20 protein-coding genes are annotated in these 20,658 nt (G+C 70.8%); 10 read left to right on the top strand and 10 right to left on the bottom strand.

Going from position 1 to position 20,658, the window contains the following annotated elements; all coding sequences use genetic code 11:
• Positions 1 to 129: 129 nt before the first annotated feature.
• Both FMP39_RS00995 and FMP39_RS00990 read right to left on the bottom strand, forming a co-directional pair.
• On the bottom strand, positions 130 to 1,200 hold the full coding sequence (locus FMP39_RS00995) for a hypothetical protein (protein ID WP_228557540.1): 1,071 nt from the start codon (positions 1,198 to 1,200) through the stop codon (positions 130 to 132).
• A 168-nt stretch (positions 1,201 to 1,368) separates the two neighbouring features.
• Complete coding sequence (locus FMP39_RS00990) at positions 1,369 to 3,111, bottom strand: GTPase domain-containing protein (RefSeq protein WP_194858178.1); 1,743 nt, start codon at positions 3,109 to 3,111, stop codon at positions 1,369 to 1,371.
• A 107-nt stretch (positions 3,112 to 3,218) separates the two neighbouring features.
• Here FMP39_RS00990 and FMP39_RS00985 point away from each other — a divergent pair, with 107 nt between their 5' ends.
• Positions 3,219 to 4,574, top strand: a complete 1,356-nt coding sequence (locus FMP39_RS00985; protein ID WP_141588157.1) for a thioredoxin family protein — start codon at positions 3,219 to 3,221, stop codon at positions 4,572 to 4,574.
• Here the strand turns inward: FMP39_RS00985 and FMP39_RS00980 are convergent.
• The 3 genes from FMP39_RS00980 to FMP39_RS00970 form a co-directional block, all read right to left on the bottom strand.
• On the bottom strand, positions 4,546 to 5,715 hold the full coding sequence (locus FMP39_RS00980; RefSeq protein ID WP_141588156.1) for a metallophosphoesterase: 1,170 nt from the start codon (positions 5,713 to 5,715) through the stop codon (positions 4,546 to 4,548). The two genes, FMP39_RS00985 and FMP39_RS00980, sit on opposite strands and share 29 nt — an antisense overlap.
• On the bottom strand, positions 5,712 to 6,839 hold the full coding sequence (locus FMP39_RS00975; RefSeq protein WP_141588155.1) for a helix-turn-helix transcriptional regulator: 1,128 nt from the start codon (positions 6,837 to 6,839) through the stop codon (positions 5,712 to 5,714). Before FMP39_RS00975 ends, FMP39_RS00980 begins: the two co-directional genes overlap by 4 nt.
• Before the next feature lie 329 nt (positions 6,840 to 7,168).
• A complete protein-coding gene (locus FMP39_RS00970; protein ID WP_141588154.1) occupies positions 7,169 to 7,516 on the bottom strand; it encodes a hypothetical protein in 348 nt (115 codons plus the stop codon).
• A 226-nt stretch (positions 7,517 to 7,742) separates the two neighbouring features.
• Here FMP39_RS00970 and FMP39_RS00965 point away from each other — a divergent pair, with 226 nt between their 5' ends.
• Entirely contained in the window at positions 7,743 to 8,741 is a 999-nt protein-coding gene (locus FMP39_RS00965; protein ID WP_228557539.1) for a hypothetical protein, read from the top strand.
• Complete coding sequence (locus FMP39_RS00960; protein ID WP_141588152.1) at positions 8,741 to 11,527, top strand: DUF4105 domain-containing protein; 2,787 nt, start codon at positions 8,741 to 8,743, stop codon at positions 11,525 to 11,527. The genes FMP39_RS00965 and FMP39_RS00960 overlap by 1 nt, the downstream gene beginning before the upstream one ends.
• Here the strand turns inward: FMP39_RS00960 and FMP39_RS00955 are convergent.
• Positions 11,469 to 11,993, bottom strand: a complete 525-nt coding sequence (locus tag FMP39_RS00955) for a hypothetical protein (RefSeq protein WP_141588151.1) — start codon at positions 11,991 to 11,993, stop codon at positions 11,469 to 11,471. The genes FMP39_RS00960 and FMP39_RS00955 overlap by 59 nt on opposite strands.
• A gap of 266 nt (positions 11,994 to 12,259) precedes the next feature.
• On the opposite strand from FMP39_RS00955, the gene FMP39_RS00950 reads away from it, so the two are divergent.
• Positions 12,260 to 12,745 carry a hypothetical protein gene (locus FMP39_RS00950; RefSeq protein ID WP_228557538.1) on the top strand — a complete coding sequence of 162 codons (486 nt, stop codon included), beginning with the start codon at positions 12,260 to 12,262 and terminating at the stop codon, positions 12,743 to 12,745.
• Positions 12,746 to 12,770: 25 nt separating this feature from the next.
• Here the strand turns inward: FMP39_RS00950 and FMP39_RS00945 are convergent, their stop codons facing one another.
• Positions 12,771 to 13,445 carry a dienelactone hydrolase family protein gene (locus FMP39_RS00945; RefSeq protein ID WP_141588149.1) on the bottom strand — a complete coding sequence of 225 codons (675 nt, stop codon included), beginning with the start codon at positions 13,443 to 13,445 and terminating at the stop codon, positions 12,771 to 12,773.
• A 105-nt stretch (positions 13,446 to 13,550) separates the two neighbouring features.
• On the opposite strand from FMP39_RS00945, the gene FMP39_RS00940 reads away from it, so the two are divergent.
• On the top strand, positions 13,551 to 14,054 hold the full coding sequence (locus FMP39_RS00940) for a GreA/GreB family elongation factor (protein ID WP_141588148.1): 504 nt from the start codon (positions 13,551 to 13,553) through the stop codon (positions 14,052 to 14,054).
• Positions 14,055 to 14,061: 7 nt separating this feature from the next.
• Here the strand turns inward: FMP39_RS00940 and FMP39_RS00935 are convergent, their stop codons facing one another.
• Positions 14,062 to 14,778, bottom strand: a complete 717-nt coding sequence (locus tag FMP39_RS00935; RefSeq protein ID WP_141588147.1) for a class I SAM-dependent methyltransferase — start codon at positions 14,776 to 14,778, stop codon at positions 14,062 to 14,064.
• A gap of 126 nt (positions 14,779 to 14,904) precedes the next feature.
• On the opposite strand from FMP39_RS00935, the gene FMP39_RS00930 reads away from it, so the two are divergent.
• The 5 genes from FMP39_RS00930 to FMP39_RS00910 all read left to right on the top strand — a co-directional run bounded on the left by FMP39_RS00930 (position 14,905) and on the right by FMP39_RS00910 (position 18,610).
• The gene (locus FMP39_RS00930; protein ID WP_228557537.1) at positions 14,905 to 15,336 is read left to right on the top strand and encodes a hypothetical protein; all 432 of its coding nucleotides are present in this window, start codon (positions 14,905 to 14,907) and stop codon (positions 15,334 to 15,336) included.
• Between the two features lie 121 nt (positions 15,337 to 15,457).
• Entirely contained in the window at positions 15,458 to 16,183 is a 726-nt protein-coding gene (locus FMP39_RS00925) for an SDR family oxidoreductase (RefSeq protein WP_140800261.1), read from the top strand.
• A complete protein-coding gene (locus FMP39_RS00920) occupies positions 16,180 to 17,019 on the top strand; it encodes a dihydroneopterin aldolase (RefSeq protein WP_141588145.1) in 840 nt (279 codons plus the stop codon). Before FMP39_RS00925 ends, FMP39_RS00920 begins: the two co-directional genes overlap by 4 nt.
• A 30-nt stretch (positions 17,020 to 17,049) precedes the next feature.
• Complete coding sequence (locus FMP39_RS00915) at positions 17,050 to 17,829, top strand: SDR family NAD(P)-dependent oxidoreductase (RefSeq protein ID WP_141588144.1); 780 nt, start codon at positions 17,050 to 17,052, stop codon at positions 17,827 to 17,829.
• Positions 17,830 to 17,869: 40 nt separating this feature from the next.
• A complete protein-coding gene (locus tag FMP39_RS00910; RefSeq protein WP_194858177.1) occupies positions 17,870 to 18,610 on the top strand; it encodes a queuosine precursor transporter in 741 nt (246 codons plus the stop codon).
• Between the two features lie 17 nt (positions 18,611 to 18,627).
• Here the strand turns inward: FMP39_RS00910 and FMP39_RS00905 are convergent, their stop codons facing one another.
• Both FMP39_RS00905 and FMP39_RS00900 read right to left on the bottom strand, forming a co-directional pair.
• The gene (locus FMP39_RS00905; RefSeq protein ID WP_141588142.1) at positions 18,628 to 19,536 is read right to left on the bottom strand and encodes an alpha/beta fold hydrolase; all 909 of its coding nucleotides are present in this window, start codon (positions 19,534 to 19,536) and stop codon (positions 18,628 to 18,630) included.
• Entirely contained in the window at positions 19,533 to 20,657 is a 1,125-nt protein-coding gene (locus tag FMP39_RS00900) for an alpha/beta fold hydrolase (protein ID WP_141588141.1), read from the bottom strand. Before FMP39_RS00900 ends, FMP39_RS00905 begins: the two co-directional genes overlap by 4 nt.
• Between the last annotated feature and the right edge of the window lies 1 nt (position 20,658).

Genomic DNA, 20,658 nt, shown 5'->3' with positions numbered 1-20,658 from the left:
CCACAACCGCAATTCCGGCAACGTGCGGCTTTCCGCTACGACGTCGCAGGTCCTCCGGAGGTCGCTCAACGGCGGAGATTCAGTGGGCCGTTGCTACTCGGAATAGTTTGAAATGCAGGTCGCTCTGACTCAGACCCGCTTGCAGCTCACGTCCCCATCCTGGGAGCGGATGAACGCGGCGGTGAGCTCCGTGCCCAGGGCCGCGCACAGCACCTCGAAGGTCCGCCGCCGAGCGCCGCCAACCACAGACGGCTGGCTGGCCAGTGTCTCGGGATGTCGCACGAAGATGTTGTAGCCCACGATGCAGCCATCCGCGCGGAGCACGGTGATGCCATCGGTGGCCATCATTCCCCGCAGCAACTGCGCGGCGGCGCGCACCGCGGTGCCCGCGCTGTCGGTGGGGTCCGCGTGGTAGCGCTCCAGCAACGCCACGATGTCCAGCGGACGGGGCAGGATGATGCCGTCCACGAACAGCGTGGAGCCCGCGCGCTCCCGGGGCAGCACCGCCACGAGCGCTCCGTGGGAGCCCTGCATTACCTCGAAGAGCACGCGGCGGAAGAACCCTCGCGCACGCTCGCGGCTGTGCGTGGTGACGCCGGCCGTGACGACGTCCGCCAGCTCATCCATCACCTCTGGAGGAGAGGCCGACTCCACCCTCGCGCCGGACAGGTACACGTGCCGGCACAGCCCTCCGCCCGAGCGCAACTCCAGGATGTTGTCGGCGAGCTGAAGCACACCCACGACGCCCGCGCCCCTGTCCTCGACACGGCGCAGCCGCTCCAGCGGCGTCTCCGCCAGAGGGAAGGGGTCCGTCCGGAAGACGCCGTAGGCGAAGCCCTCCGGGACGCGCAGGAGGTACAGCGCCCACCAGCGCCCCTGGCCCAGCGGCGCGCACTGCTTGAGCGCGCGCTGGATGGTGGCGCGCGAGCGCGGACCGATGCCGATGGCAATCGGGTCATGCCCGCCCAGGTATTCGAGCATCTGTCCCAGGTCGTCTCCCACGAAGGCCATGGGAAACAGCGGGGCTCCCTCTTCGCGATAGCGCGACAGGGTGACGATGAGCTCTCCGATGGCGTCCGCCGTCAGCTCGCAGGACATGGATGCTTCGTCCAGGAACGTGCTGACGGCGTCGGTCAGCAGGTGGCGGAAGGACAGGACGAGAGGTGGGGAGCCCAGTCCGGCTGGGTCCGAGCCGTTCATGAGACCCACAGCATGGCGCATTGCCGCCGGGCACGCACGGACGGAGTGACAGCGGGCCAGGAGGCTCGTTCCCTCGCCGAGGCGTCATCGTGCGCCGATGTCCGCCGGTTCAACCCCGGCTGATGCAGGGTGTCAGCGCCGCTGGATACACTCGCGACTCAGGGCCCGTCAGGACAAGCCTGCCCGGGCCTCGCCCAGGCGGGCCGCCGTCTGGCTCCAGTCGCTGGCCAGCCCGTCGAGCTGCTTCAAGATGTCGGAGAAGTACCGCGCCTCTAGGGCCCTCGACAGGGTCGCGCCGTGGGCATCCGCCCACTTCTTCGTAACACGAGCCCGCACCTGGGCGCCCAGCAGGTCCACGAAGCGCTCCATCAGTGGCGTGGACAGCAAGGTGCCCGCCCAGACGACCGCGTCATGGCCCATGCCGCCCGTGGCCACCGTCACCGCCGCCGCCGCGCCTGACGGCACGGAGTACACCAGCGTCGTCAGCGTCTGGAGAATCTCCTCCCGCATGTCGCCCTGAAGCTCCGCGGAGACCAACTCCCGGCAGTACGCATACAGCGTGGCCCGGTCCGCCGCGTGCGCGTGCAGGGGCTCGAAGCCCAGCGGCTCCTCCAGCTTCGCCAGCGTCACCGGACCGAAGGTTTCCTCCAGCTTCGTCCGCGTCTGCGCGTCTGCGCGCCACGCGGCCACTTCCGGAGCGAAGGCATCCACCAGCCGCCGCACCCCGTCCTTCAGTGACTCGTCCACCGCGTGGGTCGGCGTGTCCGCGCCCGGGGCCTCGGGCGCGGTGAAGGACTCGCGCACCTTGCGCGTGACGAAGGTGAGCGCCGTGGCCAGCCCCCGGAAGGGCAGGCGCACCCACTTGTGGAACTGACTGCGCGCATCCAGTTCGTCGCGGAAGGCGTCGATGAGCACGTCCGCGGGCACGGCCTTCAGCGCCGCGTGCGCCCCCACCACGTCCAGTTCGTGGCGCAGTCGCTTGCGGAGCCGGTCGGGCTCCCGCGCCGCCTCCGAGGCCGCGCGCGACACGGCCTCCATCTCCGCGCGCGCATCCGCGAGCGAGGCTTCCAGCGCCCGGGCCTTCAGCTCGCGCGCGTGTTCGGCCTGTCCCAGCAGCGCGCCCAGCGCGGGCTTCCCGTCCAGGGGCTCCGTGGCGAGGGGCTTCAGTCCCGCCTCCACGTCGGGCTGGTGCGGCGCCAGGTAGCGCGCCAGCGCGGCGTGGCCCACGTCCTCGGCGAGCTTGTCCAGGTGCCCGCGGGCCACCTCCTCGCGCGTGGCCTCGTTGTAGACGAGCAGGTACGGCCGCCCATGCCCCACGGCCGCGCGAAGGAAGTCCACCAGCGCGGCGTTCTGGTACGTCTGCCGGCTCACCACGAACGCCAGCACGTCCACGGTGACGAGCAACGCCTCCGCGCGCTCGCGGTTGTCGCGGTACACGCTGTCGAAGTCCGGCGTGTCCATGACGAGCAGCCCGCGAGGCACCGCGTCCGACAGCGTCAGGTACAGCCGGCCCGGAGGCCCCGCCTGGTCCACGGGCGCCGCGTCGCCGGAGGCCACGGGCACGATGTCATAGCGCCGCGTCAGGAAGTCCTTCAGCGGCCCGGTCCACGTCTCCGGGTGGGCCGCCGCCAGGCACTGCTTGGTGAGCCCGCCCTCGGGCCTCGCGGGGGACAGCGCCGCGCCCACCAGCGAGTTGAAGAGGGTGGACTTGCCCACGTTGTTGGGACCGGCGATGGCCACCAGCAGCAGGGGGGAGTCCGCGGAGCCCAGGCGGGGGAGCAGGTCGCGGCGCAGGCGTTCGGCCAGACGGCGCGCGAGCTCGGCGTCCGAGGCGTCCGGGAAGCGCTCGGGAGCGGGCAGGGCGTCCAGGGCGGACGCGAGGCAGGTGCGCAGGGTGTACGGGTCTCTCATCACCAGAAGTCCTCGCACCACAGCACGCGGGACGCCCCGTGCCCAGGTACTTGTCCCACCGGGTGTCGGCCGGGGACAGAGCGGGTGGAGCGCGGTAGGGTGGTCCCATGCGCCTTCTCGCCGCCTGCCTGCTCCTGTCGGGGCTCGTCGCCTGCACCGCCGCGAATACGAATGCCCCCGTGGCCGCCGCGTCTCACGCCAAGGGCCCGTTGCCCTTCATCGAGGATGACTACGCCCGCGCGCTCGCCGAGGCCCAGGCGAAGGGGCTCCCCCTCTTCGTCGACGTCTGGGCGCCCTGGTGTCACACGTGCCGGTCGATGAAGGCCTACGTCCTGTCCGACGCGTCGCTGGCCCGGCACGCGGACCGCTTCGTGTGGCTGGAGGTGAACACCGACCTGACGTCGAACGCGGCGTTCCAGGAGAAGTACCCGGTGGAGTTCTGGCCCACGCTGTACGTCATCGACCCGCGCCAGGAGAAGGCCCTGCTGCGCTTCGCCGGCAGCGCCACCGTGGCGCAGTTGGAGAAGCTCTTCGAGGACGGTGAGCGCGCGTACCAGGGCGGCGTCACCGGCGCCGAGGCCCTGCTGGCTCGCGGAGACGCGCTCTATGCGGAGGGCCGTTCGGCCGAAGCCGCGGAGACGCTCGTGGAGGCCCTGGCCGAGGCGCCCGCGGACTGGTCCCGCCGGGGCCGCGCGGTGGAGTCGCTGCTGACGGCGATGTACGGCGCGAAGCAGCACGAGGCGTGCGCGCACAAGGCGCTGGAGGAGCTCCCGAAGACGCCCCGCTCGCTGTCCTGGGCCAATGGCGCTCTCTTGGGCATGTACTGCGTGCTGTCGCTGCCGGAGGACCACGCGGCGGGGGCGGAGCTGCGCGGCGGCCTGGAGGCCAAGGTGGCCGAGGCCCTGGCGCCCCCTGCCATCGAGATGTCCGCGGATGACCGCTCCGGCCTGTACGAGGTGCGCGTGCAGGCGCGCGAGGCGGCGAAGGACACGGCGGCCGTGAAGGCCCTGTCGGAGGAGTGGCTGGCGTTCCTGGAGGCCGAGGCCGCGAAGGCGCCCAATCCCCAGGCGCGGACGGTGTTCGACTCGCACCGCATGCTCGCGGCGATGAAGCTGGAGACGCCCGCCCGGGCGATTCCCGCGCTCGAGCAGAGCGAGAAGGACCTGCCCCAGGACTACAACCCGCCCGCGCGCCTTTCGACGTTGTACCGGCTCGTCGGCCGGCTGGATGACGCGCTCGCCGCCAGCGACCGTGCGCTGGCGCGCGTCCAGGGCTCGCGGCGGTTGTCGGTGTTGTCGGGCCGCGCGGACATCCTCGTGGCGCGGAAGGACACGGCGTCCGCCGTGAAGACGCTGGAAGAGGCCATCACCTTCGCGAAGTCGCTGCCTGCCTCGCAGGTGTCGCCGCGCACGGTGGCCGGGCTGGAGAAGAAGCTCAGCGGTCTTCAGGCCGCGGCGCGGTAGCCGCCGAGCGCGTGTCCAGGTCGAACAGCTCGTAGTCCGGGGCCTGGCACTCGCGCATGGCTCCGTCGGTGAGCACCAGCATCGCGGTGCCGGGTGCTGGTGGAGGCGGCGCGCCGTGGGCGTAGTCCACGCGCGTTCCATCCGTGATGAGATGCCGCAGCACGCCGTCGCGGGCGCCGTCGGGTGGCATCCCCAGCATCGCGCGGCTTCGCTTGTCGCGTGTATGGCCCACCACCTGCGTCAGGCCCGTGGGCAGCCGTCTCGGGTCGAAGCGGCGCCGGGGCGTGCCGCGCACGCGCTCGGCGTCCTCGGGCAGCAGGCTGGGGCGCTGGTAGAAGATGCCCGTGCCCTCGCCGTGGGCCGCGTCGCCTGGGTGGTGCAGTCCCGGAATGACGAGCGGACCTCGGGTCCAGCCCGCCACCGCCGCATCCAGGGCCGCGTTCAGCGCCGCCGCCACCTGGTTCGCGTCCTCGCGCTGGGCGGGAGGCAGGCCCGTCACGTCCAGGTCCTCCTGTGTGACGCCCGCGTGCAGCACCAGCAGGTCAGGGGCCGCGGCATGGGCCACGCGGAAGCGCTTTACCCGCAGCAGGTGTTCCACCCAGGTGCGCTGCGCTTCGCGGAAGTTGCCGCAATCGCGGGCCACCAACTCCGCGGAGGGAACTTCGGGCCAGCGCGCGAGGAACGCCTGCTCCGCCGCTTCGTCCGGAGTGCCTCCCTGGTAGATGCGGTCCGCTTCGGCCTGGGCCTCGGCGAAGCGCGCATCCGTGAAGCCGGCCAGCTCACCCACGCGCGCCAGGTCATGGTTGCCCAGCAGCATCACCGCCTGGGTCGCCGGGTGGGCGGCCAGCCACGCCACCAGCGCCAGACCACTGGCGGCGGCGGACTCACGCTCGGCGGGCTTGCCCCAGTCGAAGTGGTCGCCCACCGAGATGAGCTGCACGTCGGAGCGAAGCCAACCCTCGCCGGTCAACAGTCCGTGGTGCGCCAGGATGGCCAGGAACTGGTCCAGGTCGGCCTGCGGGTCCCCAATGACGAGCCGCCGGCGCCAGACATGGTCCTCCGCCGGGACGGAACGCGGCGCCTCCGCCGCGGCCTCGGCGGCCCGCGCGCGCGCGGCCTGGATGGATGACGTCTTGTTCATGAACTCTGGAAGAAGCGGGCGATGAGCGCCGAGCGGCTCTCCACCTGTGCCTTGCTCAGCAGATGCGTGACGTGGACTTCCACCGTGCGCTCGGCGCAGCCCAGCCGGCCGGCGATGGACTTGTTCGTCTCGCCCTGGATGATGTGCGTCAGCACCTCGGACTCGCGCGCGGTGAGCGACCAGCGCGCGGACAGCGCCTGCACGCGCGCGGCGGCGCTGGACGCGGTGCCGGTGTCGATGGCCAGGTAGTGCGGTGGCAGGCCGGTGGTGAGCAGCGGCGTCATGGTCAGCGGGCCGGAGCAGGGAATGCCCTGGGCGCCGCGGCGCAGGGACTCCATCAGCTCCGGGTCATGCCGTTCCAGCCGCGCTCGGCCGGCATTGTTGGCGTGCACCACGCGGCCACTGGAGCTGACAATCCAGGCGGCGCGCCCCAGCGCCTCCATGGCGACCTGCAGCGCCGTGGACATCAGGCCCGACTCGCGCAGCCGCGTCTCCATGGTCAGCCGCCGCTGGAGCGCGGGCGTCAGGGCCTGGAGCAGGCGCTGCTCGCGCTCGGTGAAGGGCTCGGCGCGGGCCAGGCCCACCCAGCCCAGGAGCACCGGCCCATCACAGACGAGCGTGCGCAGCCATTGCATGTTCTCCACGCCGAGCTGCCGGAATATCGCCGCGGAGCGGGCGCTGATGCGCTCCCGGGTGCTCTCCAGCGATTCCTCGCTCATGCCCAGCCGGCGCCCCACCTCGCTGGCTGACAAGTCATGCAGCGGCAGCTGGCGGGCCGTCTCGGTTTCCGTCAGCGAGCGGAAATGCAGCGCGCGGTTGCGCTGGGCAGGCTCGGGCCGGGCGGGATTGAACCAACCCCAAGGTTCTCCCCAGGAAGACACCTGGTTCTCGATGGCCGCGTGCACTGTCGCGGCGGGGAGTGGGAAGCCCGCGCAATGGGCGTAGCTCGCGTGGTAGCGCTCGGGGCCCACGTCCACGCCATAGGCGACGGCGCGCTCGGCCCGTAAAGCCTCTCGTAAAGCGCCGAGCACCGGGGGCAGGGATTCTGTCCCGGGCTCGGCCTCCACGAGCATTGCCTCAAGGTCCGTCAGCAGGCCTTGCTCCTCGGAATTCAAACGAATCACGGTTTTGGAAGTATACGCCCGTCAGGGTTTGCGCCCAGTCCTTGCCCTTTCTTCACGCCCGTCTTGAACGTTCAGAATTGTCCCTACGGGGACTTCTTGGCTTTCAAAGGTTCTGGGTTTTTAATGACCCAGGGATTTCCCCAATAGCCGGACACGGGGCAGTGGCGGAACACTCTCATGTCGGCCCCCGGGGGGAGGGCCGCCGCGGTGAACTGTGAGCGCGCGCCGGGCGCTCGGTTTCGGGTACCCGGTGCGCTGCTCCTTTCCCACACGCCTGGCGCCCGCACTCCAACCCACGAGGATGGCTGCCTTTGTGGGCCCACCAGACCTCATGGGACATGCAGGAAGCGAGGCAGGCGCCCGGGGGGCACCACCCTGCCCAGGAAATGAAGCATGCCCAGGCCCAGGTAGGCCATGCCCAGGGCCAGTGCAGCCCAGCCCAGCCAGGCGCTGATGGCGCCCGTGCCCAGGCCCACCAGGGCCCAGATGGCGAGCGCCGTGCCCACGCCCCAGGGCATGGCCGTGCGCAGGTGGGGTGGACTGAAAGCACCACCCAGGGCGCAGAGGGCGGCCGCCATGACGCCAAAGCCGAACCACTTTGGCTCCTGGACGGGGAAGATGGCCGCCATGGATAGCAGCGCCGTGAAGAGTCCAAGAATCGCGAGTCCCAGGGTCATGGCTTACTCCGTGGCCGTTCCTGGGAAAGGTGCTCACCGAGCGCGTAGCGCGTAACGCACCTTCGGTTCGTGGGCTTCGCGGCATGCCGCATGGTGTCGTGCGCAAGGGCGCGAAATCGCAACATCCTTCCGCTCGGCACGCTGCTGGCTAGGCTGCCAATCGGTTGTACCACCGTGCGACGGCCGGCCCACGTGAAGAACGGATGGACACCTGGAAATGCGTTCGATGAAGACGAAGAAGTCCGTGAAGCGCGCGTTGTGCATGGCAGTGGTGATGACGGTCTCCGGATGCAGGGCGCCCGCGGCGTTGGGGCCCGGAGGCGGCATGAGCGCTTCAGAGGGCTCCGACTCCGCCGCTTCGTCCGAGGGCTCTGACTCCGCCGCTTCATCCGAGGGGTCCGACTCCGCCGCTTCGTCGGAAGGCTCGGGTGAATCGAGCCAGTCGGACTCAGGTGCGTCGTCGGAGGGCTCGGGCGACTCCAGCAAGTCGGAGTCGAGCGGTTCCAGTGGAGAGGGCTCCAGCCAGTCGGAGTCGAGCGGCTCGGGTGAAGAGGGCACGAGCCACTCCGAGTCGAGCGGTTCCAGTGGAGAGGGCTCCAGCCAGTCGGAGTCGAGTGGCTCGGGTGAAGAGGGCACGAGCCACTCCAAGTCGAGCGACAATGAGTCCACGGAGCTCGCCTCTCGAAGCTCCGAGGAAGGCGGCACGAGCGAGGGCTCCTCGGGAACGGAGAAGGCGGACGGTGAGGCGTCGCGCTCTCGCAGCAACAACAGCAGCCAGTCCAACAACAACGACGTGGCGTCCTCGGTGACGGTGGCCGCGCTGGTGGTGGGGCTCGGCATCATCATCTGGCAGGCGTATGCCGCGGCTGAGCGGCGCCGAGGGGTGTCTCCGAAAGAGGCGGGCCGCGCGGCCCAGGTGTACCTGCGGGCGCGCACGCACCAGCTGCGTGAGGACCTCGCCCTGGGCGCGGGGCCGACGGTGGAGGACCTGGCGGCGGCGGCGCGCATCCGGCGTGAGCACCTGGGCCTCTTCGGGCGCGTGCTGCGCGCGAACCGGAAGGAGCTGCTCGAGATGGCCGAGGCGAACACCCTCACGCCGGACCGCGCGCTCGCGTGGCTGGAGCGGGTGGGAGAGCTGGCGCGGGCCGAGCCGCGGCTGGAGGAAGATCGCCGCGCGTTCCTCGCGGCACCGCCTCAGGAGGGCACCGCGACGGTGGCGCACTGATGCGCTGGCTGCGGCTGCTCGCGCTCGTCTTCGCGCTGCCGGTGCACGCCGACGATGCCCTGTCCGCGCGCGTCCACGCGCTCGAACAGGCGGGCGTGGTCCTGCGGGGCGCCGCGGCGGCCGACGCGGACCTGGTGACGGAGGTGGAGGCGGGGCTGGAGGCGCTGCCCCCGGCGATGCGGCGTCCGCCCGGTGGTCCCCTGGAATTGGTGCTGCACCCGGAGGCCGCGCCGCTGGGCCTGGGCGATGGCTCCCCCGAGCGCCCCGACTGGACGGAGGGCCGCGCGCGGTTCCACCTCTACCAGTACGCCCCATCGGAGGAACGCCGGGCCACGCTGCGTCTGTCTCGACTGACGGACGCGGAGGTGGAGCGGTTGTGGCGCCGGCGCGCGGTGGTGCACGCGGTGATGCAGCGCTGGGATGACGCGAAAGGCTGGAGCGGCACCCCGGCCTGGCGCCGGCTGTCGGGTTGGATGAAGCCCTTCGAACGGCCCCTGGTGTGGAAGGAGGAGGTCCGCCTTCGCTACGCCGGAGCCTTCAGCCGCGCCATGGGTCAGCGCAGCGCCTCATTGGATTGGGTGACGTTCGCCGAGGAGCTGCTGGTGCCCGTGGAGTCCCTGCGCGCGGACGCGCTGCCGGTGGATGACCACGTCCGCTGCCAGGAGTTCTCCAAGGCCCGGGCGCTGACGGAGCAGTTGGAAGCGTCGGGCCTGGGCACGCTGCCGCCGCGCGGTGACTGCCCCGCCTTCGAAGCCTGGGCGGAGCTGGAGTCCCTGTCGCACTTCGAGGTGCTGCTGGTGGCCTCCACGGGCCGTCAGCCGGAGTCCCTCTTCGGACACCTGCTGCTGCGCCCGGTGTGGCACGAGGGCGAGGTGCCACGGGGGCCCACCTTCGAACGGGTGGTGCAACTGGTCGCGCTGACAGGGATGGAGTCCAAGGGCCTGGGCTACGTGGTGAAGGGAATGACGGGGGCCTACGACACCGTCTTCCTCACGGGGACGATGGGCGACCTGTCCCACGAGGCGCTGGAGCTGGAGCAGCGCTCCATCCGCCGCTTCCGCCTGCGCCTGAATCCCGGCGAGGAAGCGCGGATGCTGGAGCGGGTGTGGGAGCTCGAGCGCCGCGGGTACATGGGCTACTACTTCTTCACGGACAACTGCGCGAGCGCGCTCGTTTTCCTGCTCAACGGCGCGCTGGAGGGGGGGCGGCAGCTGCGTCCTCCCGGCGCGCTTTGGGTCCTGCCCACCGCCACGCTGGACACCCTGGCCCGGGTGCAGGTGGAGGAGCCAGGGGGCGAGACGTCCTCCCTCCTGGAGCACATCCCGGACGCGTTCGAGTCCACCGGGGACCGCGCGGTGCGCGCGCACGCGGCACAGCAGGAGGCACTGGACGCGCTGGCCGGACATGTCGGCGCAGATGAGCTCGCGCGTCTCCGGGGCGTGCATGCCCGGTTGGCGTCGCCGGAGCCACAGGTCCGCGCCCCGGCCTATGACGAACTGCCCGGGGTGGTGGCCGCGCTGATGCACTCGGCGAAGACGGCGTCCCGCGACACGGTCCGCGCGCACCTGCATGCCTACGTGGCGCACGCGGTGCGGGTGGAGCGCGCCGCGGTGGACCGTGCCGACGGCGAGCGCCTGCGAATCGAGCGCGAGCGGATGCTCGCGATGAAGGTGTCGGTTGCGGGCTCGGCAAGGGCCGGCACGGCCGAGCGTCAGCGCGTCTTCGAGACCGAGGACGCGCTCCAGCGGAGGCTCGCGGTGTTGGACCGCGCCACCCTGCTGAAGGACGCGCTGGCCTCCGCGGAGCGCCGTCCACCCACGCCCGAGGAGCTGCGGACGCTGGTGTGGGCCGAGCGAACCGAGGCCACCTTCCACCGTGCCACCGACGTGCAGGGCGCGCTCAATGACGGCTTGCTGGCGACCGTGGACCCGGTGGCCTTCCTGCACGAGGACCGGCGCCGCAAGGTGGCGGCGGAGACGGCCTGGGCGGAAGGGGCGCTGCGGGAGTCCGGAGCGGGGCGCGTGATGGTGGCCCTGGGCGTGGACTTTCCTGAAGGGGCCGCGGCCCGGCCCCTGGTGGGGCTACGCACCGCGGGCATGGCCGAGGCGCTGGGCGATGCGCGGCTCCACGGCTTCCAGCCGAGCAGTGAGCTGCGGGTGCTCGATGGCGAGCTGTTTCTCCTGCCGCGCTGGGGGCTGCCCAAGGTGGTGGCCTCGGACCTGACGCTGTTGGGCTACCGCACGCTGCTGCGCGAGCTTCCCCAGTTCCGTGACTCCTTCTGGGATTCGCTCGGCTGGGGTGCCGAGGCCCGCGTGGCGTCGAGCGACGCGCGCCTGCTGCGCTATCGCGCGTCGGTGCAGGCGGAGGCGTTGATGGTGCTGGACGAGGACGCGCGCTTCTCGCGCTTCACCACGGTGGGCGTGGGCGGCCTGGCCGCGGTGCACTGGAACCGGGATGTGCTGACGCCGGCCGCGGGGCCGCGCCTGTCACTGGCGCATCGGATGGGGCTGTTCGGCTCGGGTGCCAACGCGGTGCGGCTGGAGGCGGCCTACGCGCCCACCTGGAGGGTGGGGGACACACACTTCACCCACGAGGCGGGCGCGGCGCTCCAGTTGGAGGTGTGGCTGGGGCGCGCGGGGCCCTTCGGCGTGCTCCTCACGCCCCGCGCGCAGGTCCGGTGGGAGGGGGCGATATCGCCCACGCCCCACTGGGAAGCCCTGTCGCCGTCTACGTGGTTGGCTGGCTCGGCGGAGCGGCGTCTGGCACTCGGGTTCGAGGTGCGCTGACAGAGGCGGGCTCGCCGATTTTGTAGCTCGTCCAGAACGGGTGGCTGATGGCCCCCGTCACGGCGCCGATGAAGAGGCCGATGACGTAGAGCGCCGTGTACCCCCAGAAGCCCAGGCCATAGAAGATGTGGCCCTGGGTCGCCGAGCCGATGAAGAGGAAGAAGGCGAGGGCGGCGGGCACCGCGACGGCGGAGAGGACGGCCGCGCCGAGCGCGCGCGGCAGCCTTCGCGCGTGGAAGCCGCCGAAGGTGCCGGCCAGGAGCCCGTTGAACATGGGCAGGAAGAACAGGGCCAGGCTGATGAACGCCATCACCAGCGTGCTCACGATGAACCGGTTGTGGACCGGATTGATGGTGTCTGGCTTGAAGGTCAGGTCCGCGGGAATCTCCCGGCGGATGTATTCGTAGCGCGGCTTGGGACCGGCGAGGGCCTTCTCCGGGTCTTGCGTCAGGATGCGCTCGGGCATGTCTGGCTACCTCCCTCGGGGGCAAATCAACGTGTGCCTGATGGCCATGAGTTTGTGACGCCAGCGGGTGTGCGGAAGGGCCGCTGGCCGCATCGGGGGGCGGGCCACCTGCCGGGCCCTGGAATTCTCCCTCCGGAATACTCGCGGAGTCCCTGGATACCCGAGTCGAGGGGCCCGAAGATGCGCGCCGGACTTGGCGGACGGTGGCCTCCGGCTATGCTGCCGCGCCCGGCAGCACCTCCATCTCTGCCCGTACGGAATTTTCCATGAGCTTTCGCCGCAAACTGCTGACCCTCGCCCTTGCCTCTTCCTCCCTGCTGGCCGCCTGCGTCGTGCAGCGTCCGTTCTATCGCGACGTCGTCCAGCCCGCGGGCTCCTCGGTGGCGGCCGGCACCCTGGTGGACCTCATCGTCCTCGACTCGGACACCAACCAGCCCGTGAAGGGCGCCAAGGTGCTCTGGGGTGAGGACTCCCGTTCGCGCGAGTCCTACGTCACGGACGAGGACGGCCGGGTGTCCTTCGACGTGACGCCGGCGCTGCTGAAGGAGAACCCGCTGGTGGAGGTGGTGCTGCCCAGGGGCGTTCGGAGCTACCGCCTGCAGGTGGTGCCCGCGACGGATGCCGCCGCGCCCGAGGCGGCGGAGGCCGCCGCGCCCGAGGCCCCTGCTGCTCCCGCGACGCCCGAGGCTCCCGCCGTGCCGGAGACGCCGGCGACGGAGGCTCCCGCCGCGGCGCCTGACACCAGCAACTGAGTCCGTTCTCTCTTCCGCGCGAAGCTCAGCCGAGCTTCGCGTGGAGGAAGTCCACGGTGCGCTGCCACGCCTTCGCGGCGTTGTCCGGTGAGTAGACCTCCGGACGCGTGTCATTGAAGAAGGCGTGCTGTGCGTCGTAGCGGTGAATCTCCACGGGGATGCCGCCGCCCTTCAGCTTCTTCTCCAGCGCGTCCACTCGCTCCGGCGAGCACCATTCGTCATTGTTCGCGTAGTGCCCGAGCACCGGCGCGCGGATGCGTGACACGTCCGCGGCCTCCTCCGGGGGGATGCCGTAGAAGGGCACGGCGGCGTCGAGCCCCGGCTCATTCGCGGCGGCCAGCAGCGTCAGCGCGCCGCCCATGCAGAAGCCCATGATGGCCACCTTGGTGCCGGGCTTTCGCGCGCGCAGCGCCTCCACCGCGGCGTGCAGGTCCGCCGTGGCCTTGTCCCAAGCCATTGCCTTCAGCATCGCGTTGGCCTCGTTGGCGTCCTTCGTCACGCGGCCTTCGTAGAGGTCCACCGCGAAGACGGTGAAGCCTTCTCGCGCCAGCCGGTCCGCCACGTCGCGCGTGTGCCCGTTGAGGCCCCAGTACTCGTGGATGAGCACCACCGCTCCGGGCGCGTCACCCTTCGGGGCTTCACTCAGATAGCCCGCCAGTGCCTGGCCCTGCTTGCCGATGAGCTGCGTCTGTCCTGTCATGGCTTCACCCTTGCGAGGTTGTGGAAGGGGGCGCAGCTTAACGGCCGATTCCGCGAACGCGCGCGCGAACCCGCCGCCGTGCCCGCTTGGCGACAGAGGACCGGCATGTCGAAGGCATTTACGAAGGAGGACTCGGGCGATGACAGCGTGATGCCCGTCCGCCCACGCGCGTCCTCCGGGGAGAAGCGCTACATCACCCCGGAGGGCTACCGGGCGCTCCAGGAGGAACTGGCGGCGGCGCAGGGGCCGGACCCCAGGGCGGGTGAGTTCACGGAGCTGGAGGCGGGCGTGCGCCGCAAGGAGCGCGAGCGGCGCGTACAGGAGCTGGCGGCGGTGCTGGAGGACGTGCGGGTGGTGGAGCCCGACGCCTCGCAGGCCGGCCGCGTCTTCTTCGGCGCCTGGGTGGAGCTGGAGGACGAGGACGGTGCCCCGGTGCGCTACCGCATCGTCGGGCCGGACGAGTCCGACGTGAAGGCGGGGCGGCTGAGCGTGGAGTCGCCACTGGCCCGGGCCCTGCTGGGCAAGGAAGTGGGCGAGTCCGTGGTGGTGGAGCGCCCCCGCGGCCCCGTGGAGTACACGGTGACAGCCGTGGACTACGCCGCGCCCTGAGCCGGGCTCAGCGCCTGGTGGCGATGACGGTGCTCAGCACGGAGAAGGGCTCCGGCATCAGGCCATCGCGCACCTCGACGGTGAAGCCTTCCGCTTCGAGCAGCGCGCGGGCCCGGGGCACCAGGAACGTCAGGTAGTACATGACGAAGGGTGGCTTCCACAGCGCGTTGCGGGCGCGCATGGCGGCGTTGAAGCCCTTGGCCATCCAGTAGCCCGGGCGGAGCTTCGACGGCGGGTGCGCGGTGACGAAGAGGAAGCGGCCCCCGGGGCGCAGCGCGCGGGCGATGCCTTTCACGAGCTTTGGCTCGTCCTCTTCGAGGATGTGACCGAAGGCGCCGAAGCTGGTGACGACGTCGAACGCGCCGTCGAAGGGGAGCGCCAGTGCGTCGCCCTGGATGAACTCCAGCGCCGCGGTGCCCGGCGCCTGCGCGAGCTGCTGGCGCGCCTCGTCGAGCATGCCCTGGCTGAGGTCGAAGCCCACCACGCGCTCCCGCGCGAGCGGACGCAAGAAGCGCATGGCCGCGCCGGTGCCGCAGCACACGTCCAGCGCGCTGCCTACGCTGCCTGGCGCGCCCAGTTGGGCAATGGCGGCCTCGAGCACCGCGTCTGGCGTGCGAAAGGGCGTGTACTCGAACTTGGGCGCGAGCAGGTCGTAGCCGTGCTCGACGGACGTGAGGGCCTGCGCGGCCAGCTCCCGGAGGGTGGGGCCCTTGCGGTGGAACATAGTGTCTCGGGGTGTATCGCACCCACACCGGCCCCTCCCTCTGAAAATGCGGCCGGTATCGGGCATTGAATGTTCCGCGGGGGGCCCCGTCAGAAGGTTCAAGCAGGACGACGGAGGAGGACGACAATGGCGCTCAAGACGGGTTTCGCGGTGCTGGCTTTCGGAATGATGTTCCTCGGCTCCACGGCCGCGCATGCGAAGGACGACAACGAGAAGTCGCGGTTCTCCCAGCAGCACCGGCATGACGGCCGCGGCGGCAACTTCGGTGTCCACGTCGACGCCCGCCGCCACCCGGGACCCGCGCCGCTGCCGCCGCCGCACGCTCGGGGCCGCTACGAACTGCAGACGGTGAACCGCTGGGTGCAGGGCCGCTACGAGCAGGTGTGGGTCCCCGAGGTGTGCCGTGAGCGTCACAACCGCCGCTCGCGGGTGACCCGGTGCACCGGGGGCTTCTACGAGCAGCGCTGGGTGCCGGCCCGCTACGAGCCGGTCCAGGAGTGGGTGTGGGTGACCTACGCTCCGGGCCGGGTGCACATGGCCAGCGCCGGCCGCCGCTAGACGATTCGAGTATCGGGGGACCGCGCCGCGGGCGCGCCGGGATACGGGGGTAGCCCGGCGCGCCTCGCGGCAGCAGGTCCACAGTGCCTTTCCCTGCCGGGCCTGTTACTGAATGCGCCGCATGGCGACCGCATTCATCACCGGGGCTGGCATCCGCATTGGCAGCGCGGTGGCCCGGGCCCTTGGCCGCGCGGGTTATGACCTGGCGCTCCATGCGAACCGTTCCCTCGAGCCGCTGGAAGCGCTGGCGGACGAACTCCGAGGCCTCGGCCGTCGCGTCACCCTGCACGCCGCCGACCTGAGCCGCCCGGAGGCTGTGGATTCCCTGGCCGCGCAAGTGCGTGAGGCGTGGCCCGCGCTGGACGTGGTGGTCCACAACGCGGGCCTCTTCGAGCGCATCGACTTCGCCGCCATCTCCCGCGACCAGTACCGCACCATGATGGCGGTGAACCTGGACGCGCCCTTCTTCCTCACCCAGGCCCTGCTCCCCGCGTTGCGCGCCGGCAAGGACCCGTTGGTGGTGCACCTCACCGACGTCGGTGGGGAGCGGCCGGTGAGCCACTACGCGCACTATTCGGTGAGCAAGGCGGGCCTCATCATGCTCACCCGCGCGTTGGCGGTGGAGCTGGCCCCGCACATCCGGGTCAACGCCGTGTCGCCCGGCACGGTGGCCTTCCCCGAGGACTTCGACGCCGAGGCCCGCGACGCGGTGCTGCGCCGCATCCCCATGGGGCGCGAGGGCAACGTCGAGGACATCGCCCGCACCGTCGTCTTCCTCGCCCGCGAGGCGCCGTACATCACCGGGCAGGTCATCGCCGTCGATGGCGGCAGGAGCGCACAGCTATGAGCGCGGAACACGCATTCCATCCCCCCGTCGTCATGACGCCGGATGGCCGCCCGCTGGACGTCATCGAACTGCGCGGCCTCACGGTGGACTGCATCGTGGGCATCTTCAACAGGGAGCGCATTGCGGCCCAGCCGCTGCGACTGGACGTGGCCCTGTTCCTGGACACCCGCGCCGCCGCGGTGGGAGGCAGGCTGGCGCACACGGTGAACTACGGCCGGCTCGCGGGGGAGCTGCGCTTCCTGCTGGAGGCCTGCCGCTTCGAGCTGCTGGAGTCCGCCGTCGAGACGGTGTGCCGCTACGTGCTGGCGCCGCCCACCGACGACGTCCCGCGCGCGCAGGTCCACGCGGCCACGGTGCGGGTGACGAAGCCGCTGGCGCTGGGCGGGTTGGCGGTGCCGTCGCTCCAGATTCACCGGACGGCCGCGGAGATGGTGTACGGCCGGGAGGAGAAGGGCTTCGGCCGCGTGGACATTATCCACGAGGGCGCAGGCTATGGCGTCTACCGGCTGCGGGTGAGGCCAGGAGGCTGCATCCCCACGCACGTGCACCAGCAGATGGAGGAGAGCGAGCTGGTGCTGGGCTCGGGGCTGCTGCTTCAGTTCAAGCCGGTGGCCCGGGGCATGGCCTTCCACTGGCCGCGGGGCTTCCTGCACCGCTACGACAACCCTTCATCCACGGAGCAGACGGTGCTCTGTGTGGACAGGCCGGGCTTCATCCCATCGGACGAGGTGGAGACCGAGCCGCCGCCGGAGGGGCTGCTGCCCGTCACCGGCCACTCCTATTACCCGCTGGATGAGCCCGCGGCGCCGGGCTCTCCCGCGGAGCACCAGCCGTGAGCGGGGCCGTGTCTTCAAGGAGCGCCTTTCATGAGTGAGGTGGGCACGCGCAAGGTGCTCGTCACTGGCGGCGGGACGGGCATTGGCCGCGCGGTGGCGGAGGCCCTGCTGCGCGCGGGGGGGCAGGTGGTGGTGTCGGGCCGGCGCGCGGAGGTGCTGGCGTCGCTGACGACAGCATGGCCGGGACGGGCCTTCGCGCTGCCGTGTGACCTGGCCTCGCTGGAAGCCCGCGAGGGGCTGCTTCGCCGTGCCGCCGGGTTGCTGGGAGGGCTGGACGGTTTCGTCCACAGCGCGGGGCAGGTGGTGCACCAGTCGCCGGGCCACATCGGCGAGGACGCGCTTCGCGCGCAGCTCGAGGTCAACCTCATCGCGCCGCTGCGGCTGGGCGAGCAGGCGCTGGAGGTGCTGGAGCCGGGTGGGGCGCAGGTGTTCATCGCGTCCACGCTGGCCACGAGGCCCGTCGTCACCAGCGCGGTGTACAGCGCGGCGAAGGCAGGACTCCTTCAGGTGATGAAGGTGCTGGCGTTGGCGGGTGCGGCGCGAGGCGTGCGTGCCAGCGCGGTGCTGCCGGGCGTGGTGGAGACGGACATGGTGCGCGAGGTGCGCATGGCTCCCGGCGAGGGGCCGCTGTCCGAGCCCGAGTATGCGCGGCGGCAGGAGGCCCAGCTTGCGGGCTTGCGGGCGCTGCATCCGCTCGGACGGCTGGGGCGCCCCGAGGACGTCGCCGAGGCGGTGCGCTACCTGCTGGGCGCGTCGTGGATTTCCGGTTCCGAGCTGGTGCTGGATGGAGGGCTACTGCTGCGGGAGTGAGGCGCGGTATGAGGTGGCCTCGGCTCACGAGAACGATGAGATGCTCCTCGACAGACGGCTTCAGCTCTTCGTGGTGTTGGTGGGGGTGTTCGTCACCTCGCTGGTGGTGGGCGACATCATCAGCGTGAAGCTGTTCGAGGCGAAGGTGGGGCCGGTGGTGGCGGTGATGTCCATCGGCATCCTGCCCTTCCCGGTGACGTTCCTCCTCACGGATATCCTCAACGAGTTCTACGGGAAGAAGGCGGCCCGCTTCGTGACGTGGGTGGGCTTCTTCATGGCCGTCTTCGCGGTCGTGGTGATTGCCATGGCCGTGCAGGTGCCGTGGGCGCCGCTGACGCGTGCGCCGGACTTCACGGGGACGGTGGAAGGCTCGTTCAACAACGTCTTCGCCGGCTCACAGCGCTTCCTCGTCGCGTCGATGATGGCGTACCTGGTGGGCCAGTTCTGCGACATCGCCATCTTCAACGGGCTCAAGCGACTGACGCGCAACCGGTTCTTGTGGGTGCGGGCGACGGGCTCCACGCTGGTGTCGCAGCTCCTCGACACCGTGGTGGTGCAGTACGTGGCGTGGACGGGCGTGCTGCCCAACGCCACCATCCTCGGCATTATCTACACGTCCTACGTGGTGAAGTTGCTGGTCGCGGTGGGCCTGACGCCCTTCATCTATCTGGGCCACGCCTTCGTTGAGCGCAAGCTGGGCATTGCCCCCGTGGTGCTGGGGGAGAACGGTGAACCCATTGCCCCGCCCGTCACCCAGGAGGAGCAGCCCCGCGCCGCCTGAGCGTGCGGCTCAGCGGCTCAGCTTCCCTGCCGCACCAGCGGCGTGAGGATGTCCGTCCAGTGGGAGAAGATGGAGAAGTGTCCGCCGCCGGGGAAGAAGCGGGGCACCGCGCGCGGAATCCGGTTCGCGAGGTACCGCCCCATCTGCGGCGGGACGATGCTGTCTCCCTCCCAGTACCAGAGGTCCACCTCCGCCCGAATCTCCTCCAGGGGGACGTTCCACGGCTGCGCGAGGATGTGCGCCTCGCGCCGCATGCCTGACACGCCGTTTCGCGTGGCTTCGTAGCGCCAGCCCTGCACCTGCGCGGCGATGCGCGGGTCCGCGAGCACCGCGCGGTCATCCGCCGACGCCTGGGAACGCAGGCCCGCCAGCGCCCGCGCGGGATTGGCGCGCACCTGCCGGTCATGCATGGCCATCAATGGATGCAGCAGCCACTCCGGCCACGCGGCCATGTTGTACGCGTTGCGGTAGTCCCGGTTCACGCCCTCCATGGCACCCGGCCGGGCCAGGGGCGCCGCGCCGGAGACGAGCGCCGCGCGGGTGATGCGCTCGCCCAGCTTCCACGCGGACGCGGCGACGTAGGGGCCACCGGCGGACACCCCGAAGAGGGCGAAGCGGCCAATCCTCAGCGCGTTGGCCAACTGCTCCAGGTCATCGGGGAAGTCAAGCAGCGTGCGCCCGGGCTGGTAGTCCGACAGGCCATAGCCCGGCCGGTCCGGAGTGATGAGGCGCACGCCCAAGGCGTGAGTGAGCCGGTCATCCGGGTGGCGCATGTGGCGCGAGCCCGGGTTGCCGTGGATGAAGAACACGGGCAGGCCGCTCAAGTCTCCAGACTCGACATAAGCGAGCCGCCGGCCATCCCGCAGGTGGACGGTGCCTTCGCGGACCTGCACGCCCATGGCTTCGGTGTCGGACGAGGCGTTCATGGTTCCATCGGCTTCGAGCGCGCGCCAATCCACGCGGAAATAGAGGGCCACACCTTCGTCGCGCCCTTGCTGGAGGCGGACAGGCCGATGTGGCCCACGGGGTAGCGCCGCGTCTCACAGTCCTTCGAGCTGACCAGGGAGGGCAGCGGCTCGCTCATCGCCGGCAGCGCGATGGTGTCGTGCTCGGCGATGACGTTGAGGATGGCGCACTGGATGCGGCGCAGGTCCACGCGCTCGCCGCCCACTTCCATGAGGCCCTGGGGGAAGAGGTTCTGCTGGTAGCAGTCCTTGATGTACTGCCGGTACACCTCACCCGGGAAGGGCACGGGGTCCGCGCCCCAGCGCTCCATGGCCAGGAACGTGGTGACGAACTCCGGGTCGTCAATGCGGCGGCACACCTCCAGCCACCGGGTGAGGCGCTGCACCGGCGCGGCCATGAGGAAGCCGCTCTCCAGCACCGGCGTGGGGACGTTGCCGTAGGCGTCCACCAGCGAGTCCACGTCGAAGTGGTTGGCGGACGTCCACAGCGTGTAGAGGCCACCCTTGCTGAAGTCCACCGGCGTGGCCTGGGCCACGAGGTTGCGGACGCCCTCGGGATACAGGGCCGTGTACGCCAGGGCCATGGTGCCGCCCATGCAATAGCCGTAGAGCGTCAAATCCCGGCTCTTGCTCACGCGCAGCGTCCACCGCACCGCCGTCTGGATGAGCCCGCCGAGCAGGTCATCCCATGTGAGCCGCTCCTCGTCCTGTCCCGGCACGCCCCAGTCGATGGCGTAGACGTCATAGCCCTCGCGGGTGAGGTGCTCGATGAGGCTGCGCCCTGGAAGGAAGTCGAGGATGTACCAGCGATTGATGAGCGAATAGACGAAGAGGATGGGCGTGCGGTGGCGCCGGCGCGGGGCCGCGTAGCGCAGCAGCCGCATGCTGCCGCGCGTGTACACGACGGTGTGCGGCGTGGCGCTGATGGGCGGCTCGCGCACGCCCGAGGCCCTTTCGATGAAGGGCTTGAGGTACGGGTACGGATTGAAGGGCCGCGACTTGAGCGCGTGTGCGACGGCGCGGGTCAGCTCGACCTGCCCGGTGACGAAGGAGCGAAGACGCTGGGGCGTGGACGCGGTCATG

This window comes from Myxococcus sp. AB056, from assembly GCF_006547365.1.
GTDB lineage: Bacteria > Myxococcota > Myxococcia > Myxococcales > Myxococcaceae > Myxococcus > Myxococcus virescens.
Note: the sequence above shows the minus strand (reverse complement) of the source record. Positions and strands in the feature narration are given on the sequence as shown.

Bases quoted from the DNA above. Each gene is read 5' to 3' on its own strand.
- FMP39_RS00995 (WP_228557540.1), bottom strand. From the start codon at position 1,200: ATGAACGGCTCGGACCCAGCCGGACTGGGCTCCCCACCTCTCGTCCTG.
- FMP39_RS00990 (WP_194858178.1), bottom strand. From the start codon at position 3,111: ATGAGAGACCCGTACACCCTGCGCACCTGCCTCGCGTCCGCCCTGGAC.
- FMP39_RS00985 (WP_141588157.1), top strand. From the start codon at position 3,219: ATGCGCCTTCTCGCCGCCTGCCTGCTCCTGTCGGGGCTCGTCGCCTGC.
- FMP39_RS00980 (WP_141588156.1), bottom strand. From the start codon at position 5,715: ATGAACAAGACGTCATCCATCCAGGCCGCGCGCGCGCGGGCCGCCGAG.
- FMP39_RS00970 (WP_141588154.1), bottom strand. From the start codon at position 7,516: ATGACCCTGGGACTCGCGATTCTTGGACTCTTCACGGCGCTGCTATCC.
- FMP39_RS00965 (WP_228557539.1), top strand. From the start codon at position 7,743: ATGAAGACGAAGAAGTCCGTGAAGCGCGCGTTGTGCATGGCAGTGGTG.
- FMP39_RS00960 (WP_141588152.1), top strand. From the start codon at position 8,741: ATGCGCTGGCTGCGGCTGCTCGCGCTCGTCTTCGCGCTGCCGGTGCAC.
- FMP39_RS00955 (WP_141588151.1), bottom strand. From the start codon at position 11,993: ATGCCCGAGCGCATCCTGACGCAAGACCCGGAGAAGGCCCTCGCCGGT.
- FMP39_RS00950 (WP_228557538.1), top strand. From the start codon at position 12,260: ATGAGCTTTCGCCGCAAACTGCTGACCCTCGCCCTTGCCTCTTCCTCC.
- FMP39_RS00945 (WP_141588149.1), bottom strand. From the start codon at position 13,445: ATGACAGGACAGACGCAGCTCATCGGCAAGCAGGGCCAGGCACTGGCG.
- FMP39_RS00940 (WP_141588148.1), top strand. From the start codon at position 13,551: ATGTCGAAGGCATTTACGAAGGAGGACTCGGGCGATGACAGCGTGATG.
- FMP39_RS00935 (WP_141588147.1), bottom strand. From the start codon at position 14,778: ATGTTCCACCGCAAGGGCCCCACCCTCCGGGAGCTGGCCGCGCAGGCC.
- FMP39_RS00930 (WP_228557537.1), top strand. From the start codon at position 14,905: ATGGCGCTCAAGACGGGTTTCGCGGTGCTGGCTTTCGGAATGATGTTC.
- FMP39_RS00925 (WP_140800261.1), top strand. From the start codon at position 15,458: ATGGCGACCGCATTCATCACCGGGGCTGGCATCCGCATTGGCAGCGCG.
- FMP39_RS00920 (WP_141588145.1), top strand. From the start codon at position 16,180: ATGAGCGCGGAACACGCATTCCATCCCCCCGTCGTCATGACGCCGGAT.
- FMP39_RS00915 (WP_141588144.1), top strand. From the start codon at position 17,050: ATGAGTGAGGTGGGCACGCGCAAGGTGCTCGTCACTGGCGGCGGGACG.
- FMP39_RS00910 (WP_194858177.1), top strand. From the start codon at position 17,870: ATGCTCCTCGACAGACGGCTTCAGCTCTTCGTGGTGTTGGTGGGGGTG.
- FMP39_RS00905 (WP_141588142.1), bottom strand. From the start codon at position 19,536: ATGAACGCCTCGTCCGACACCGAAGCCATGGGCGTGCAGGTCCGCGAA.
- FMP39_RS00900 (WP_141588141.1), bottom strand. From the start codon at position 20,657: ATGACCGCGTCCACGCCCCAGCGTCTTCGCTCCTTCGTCACCGGGCAG.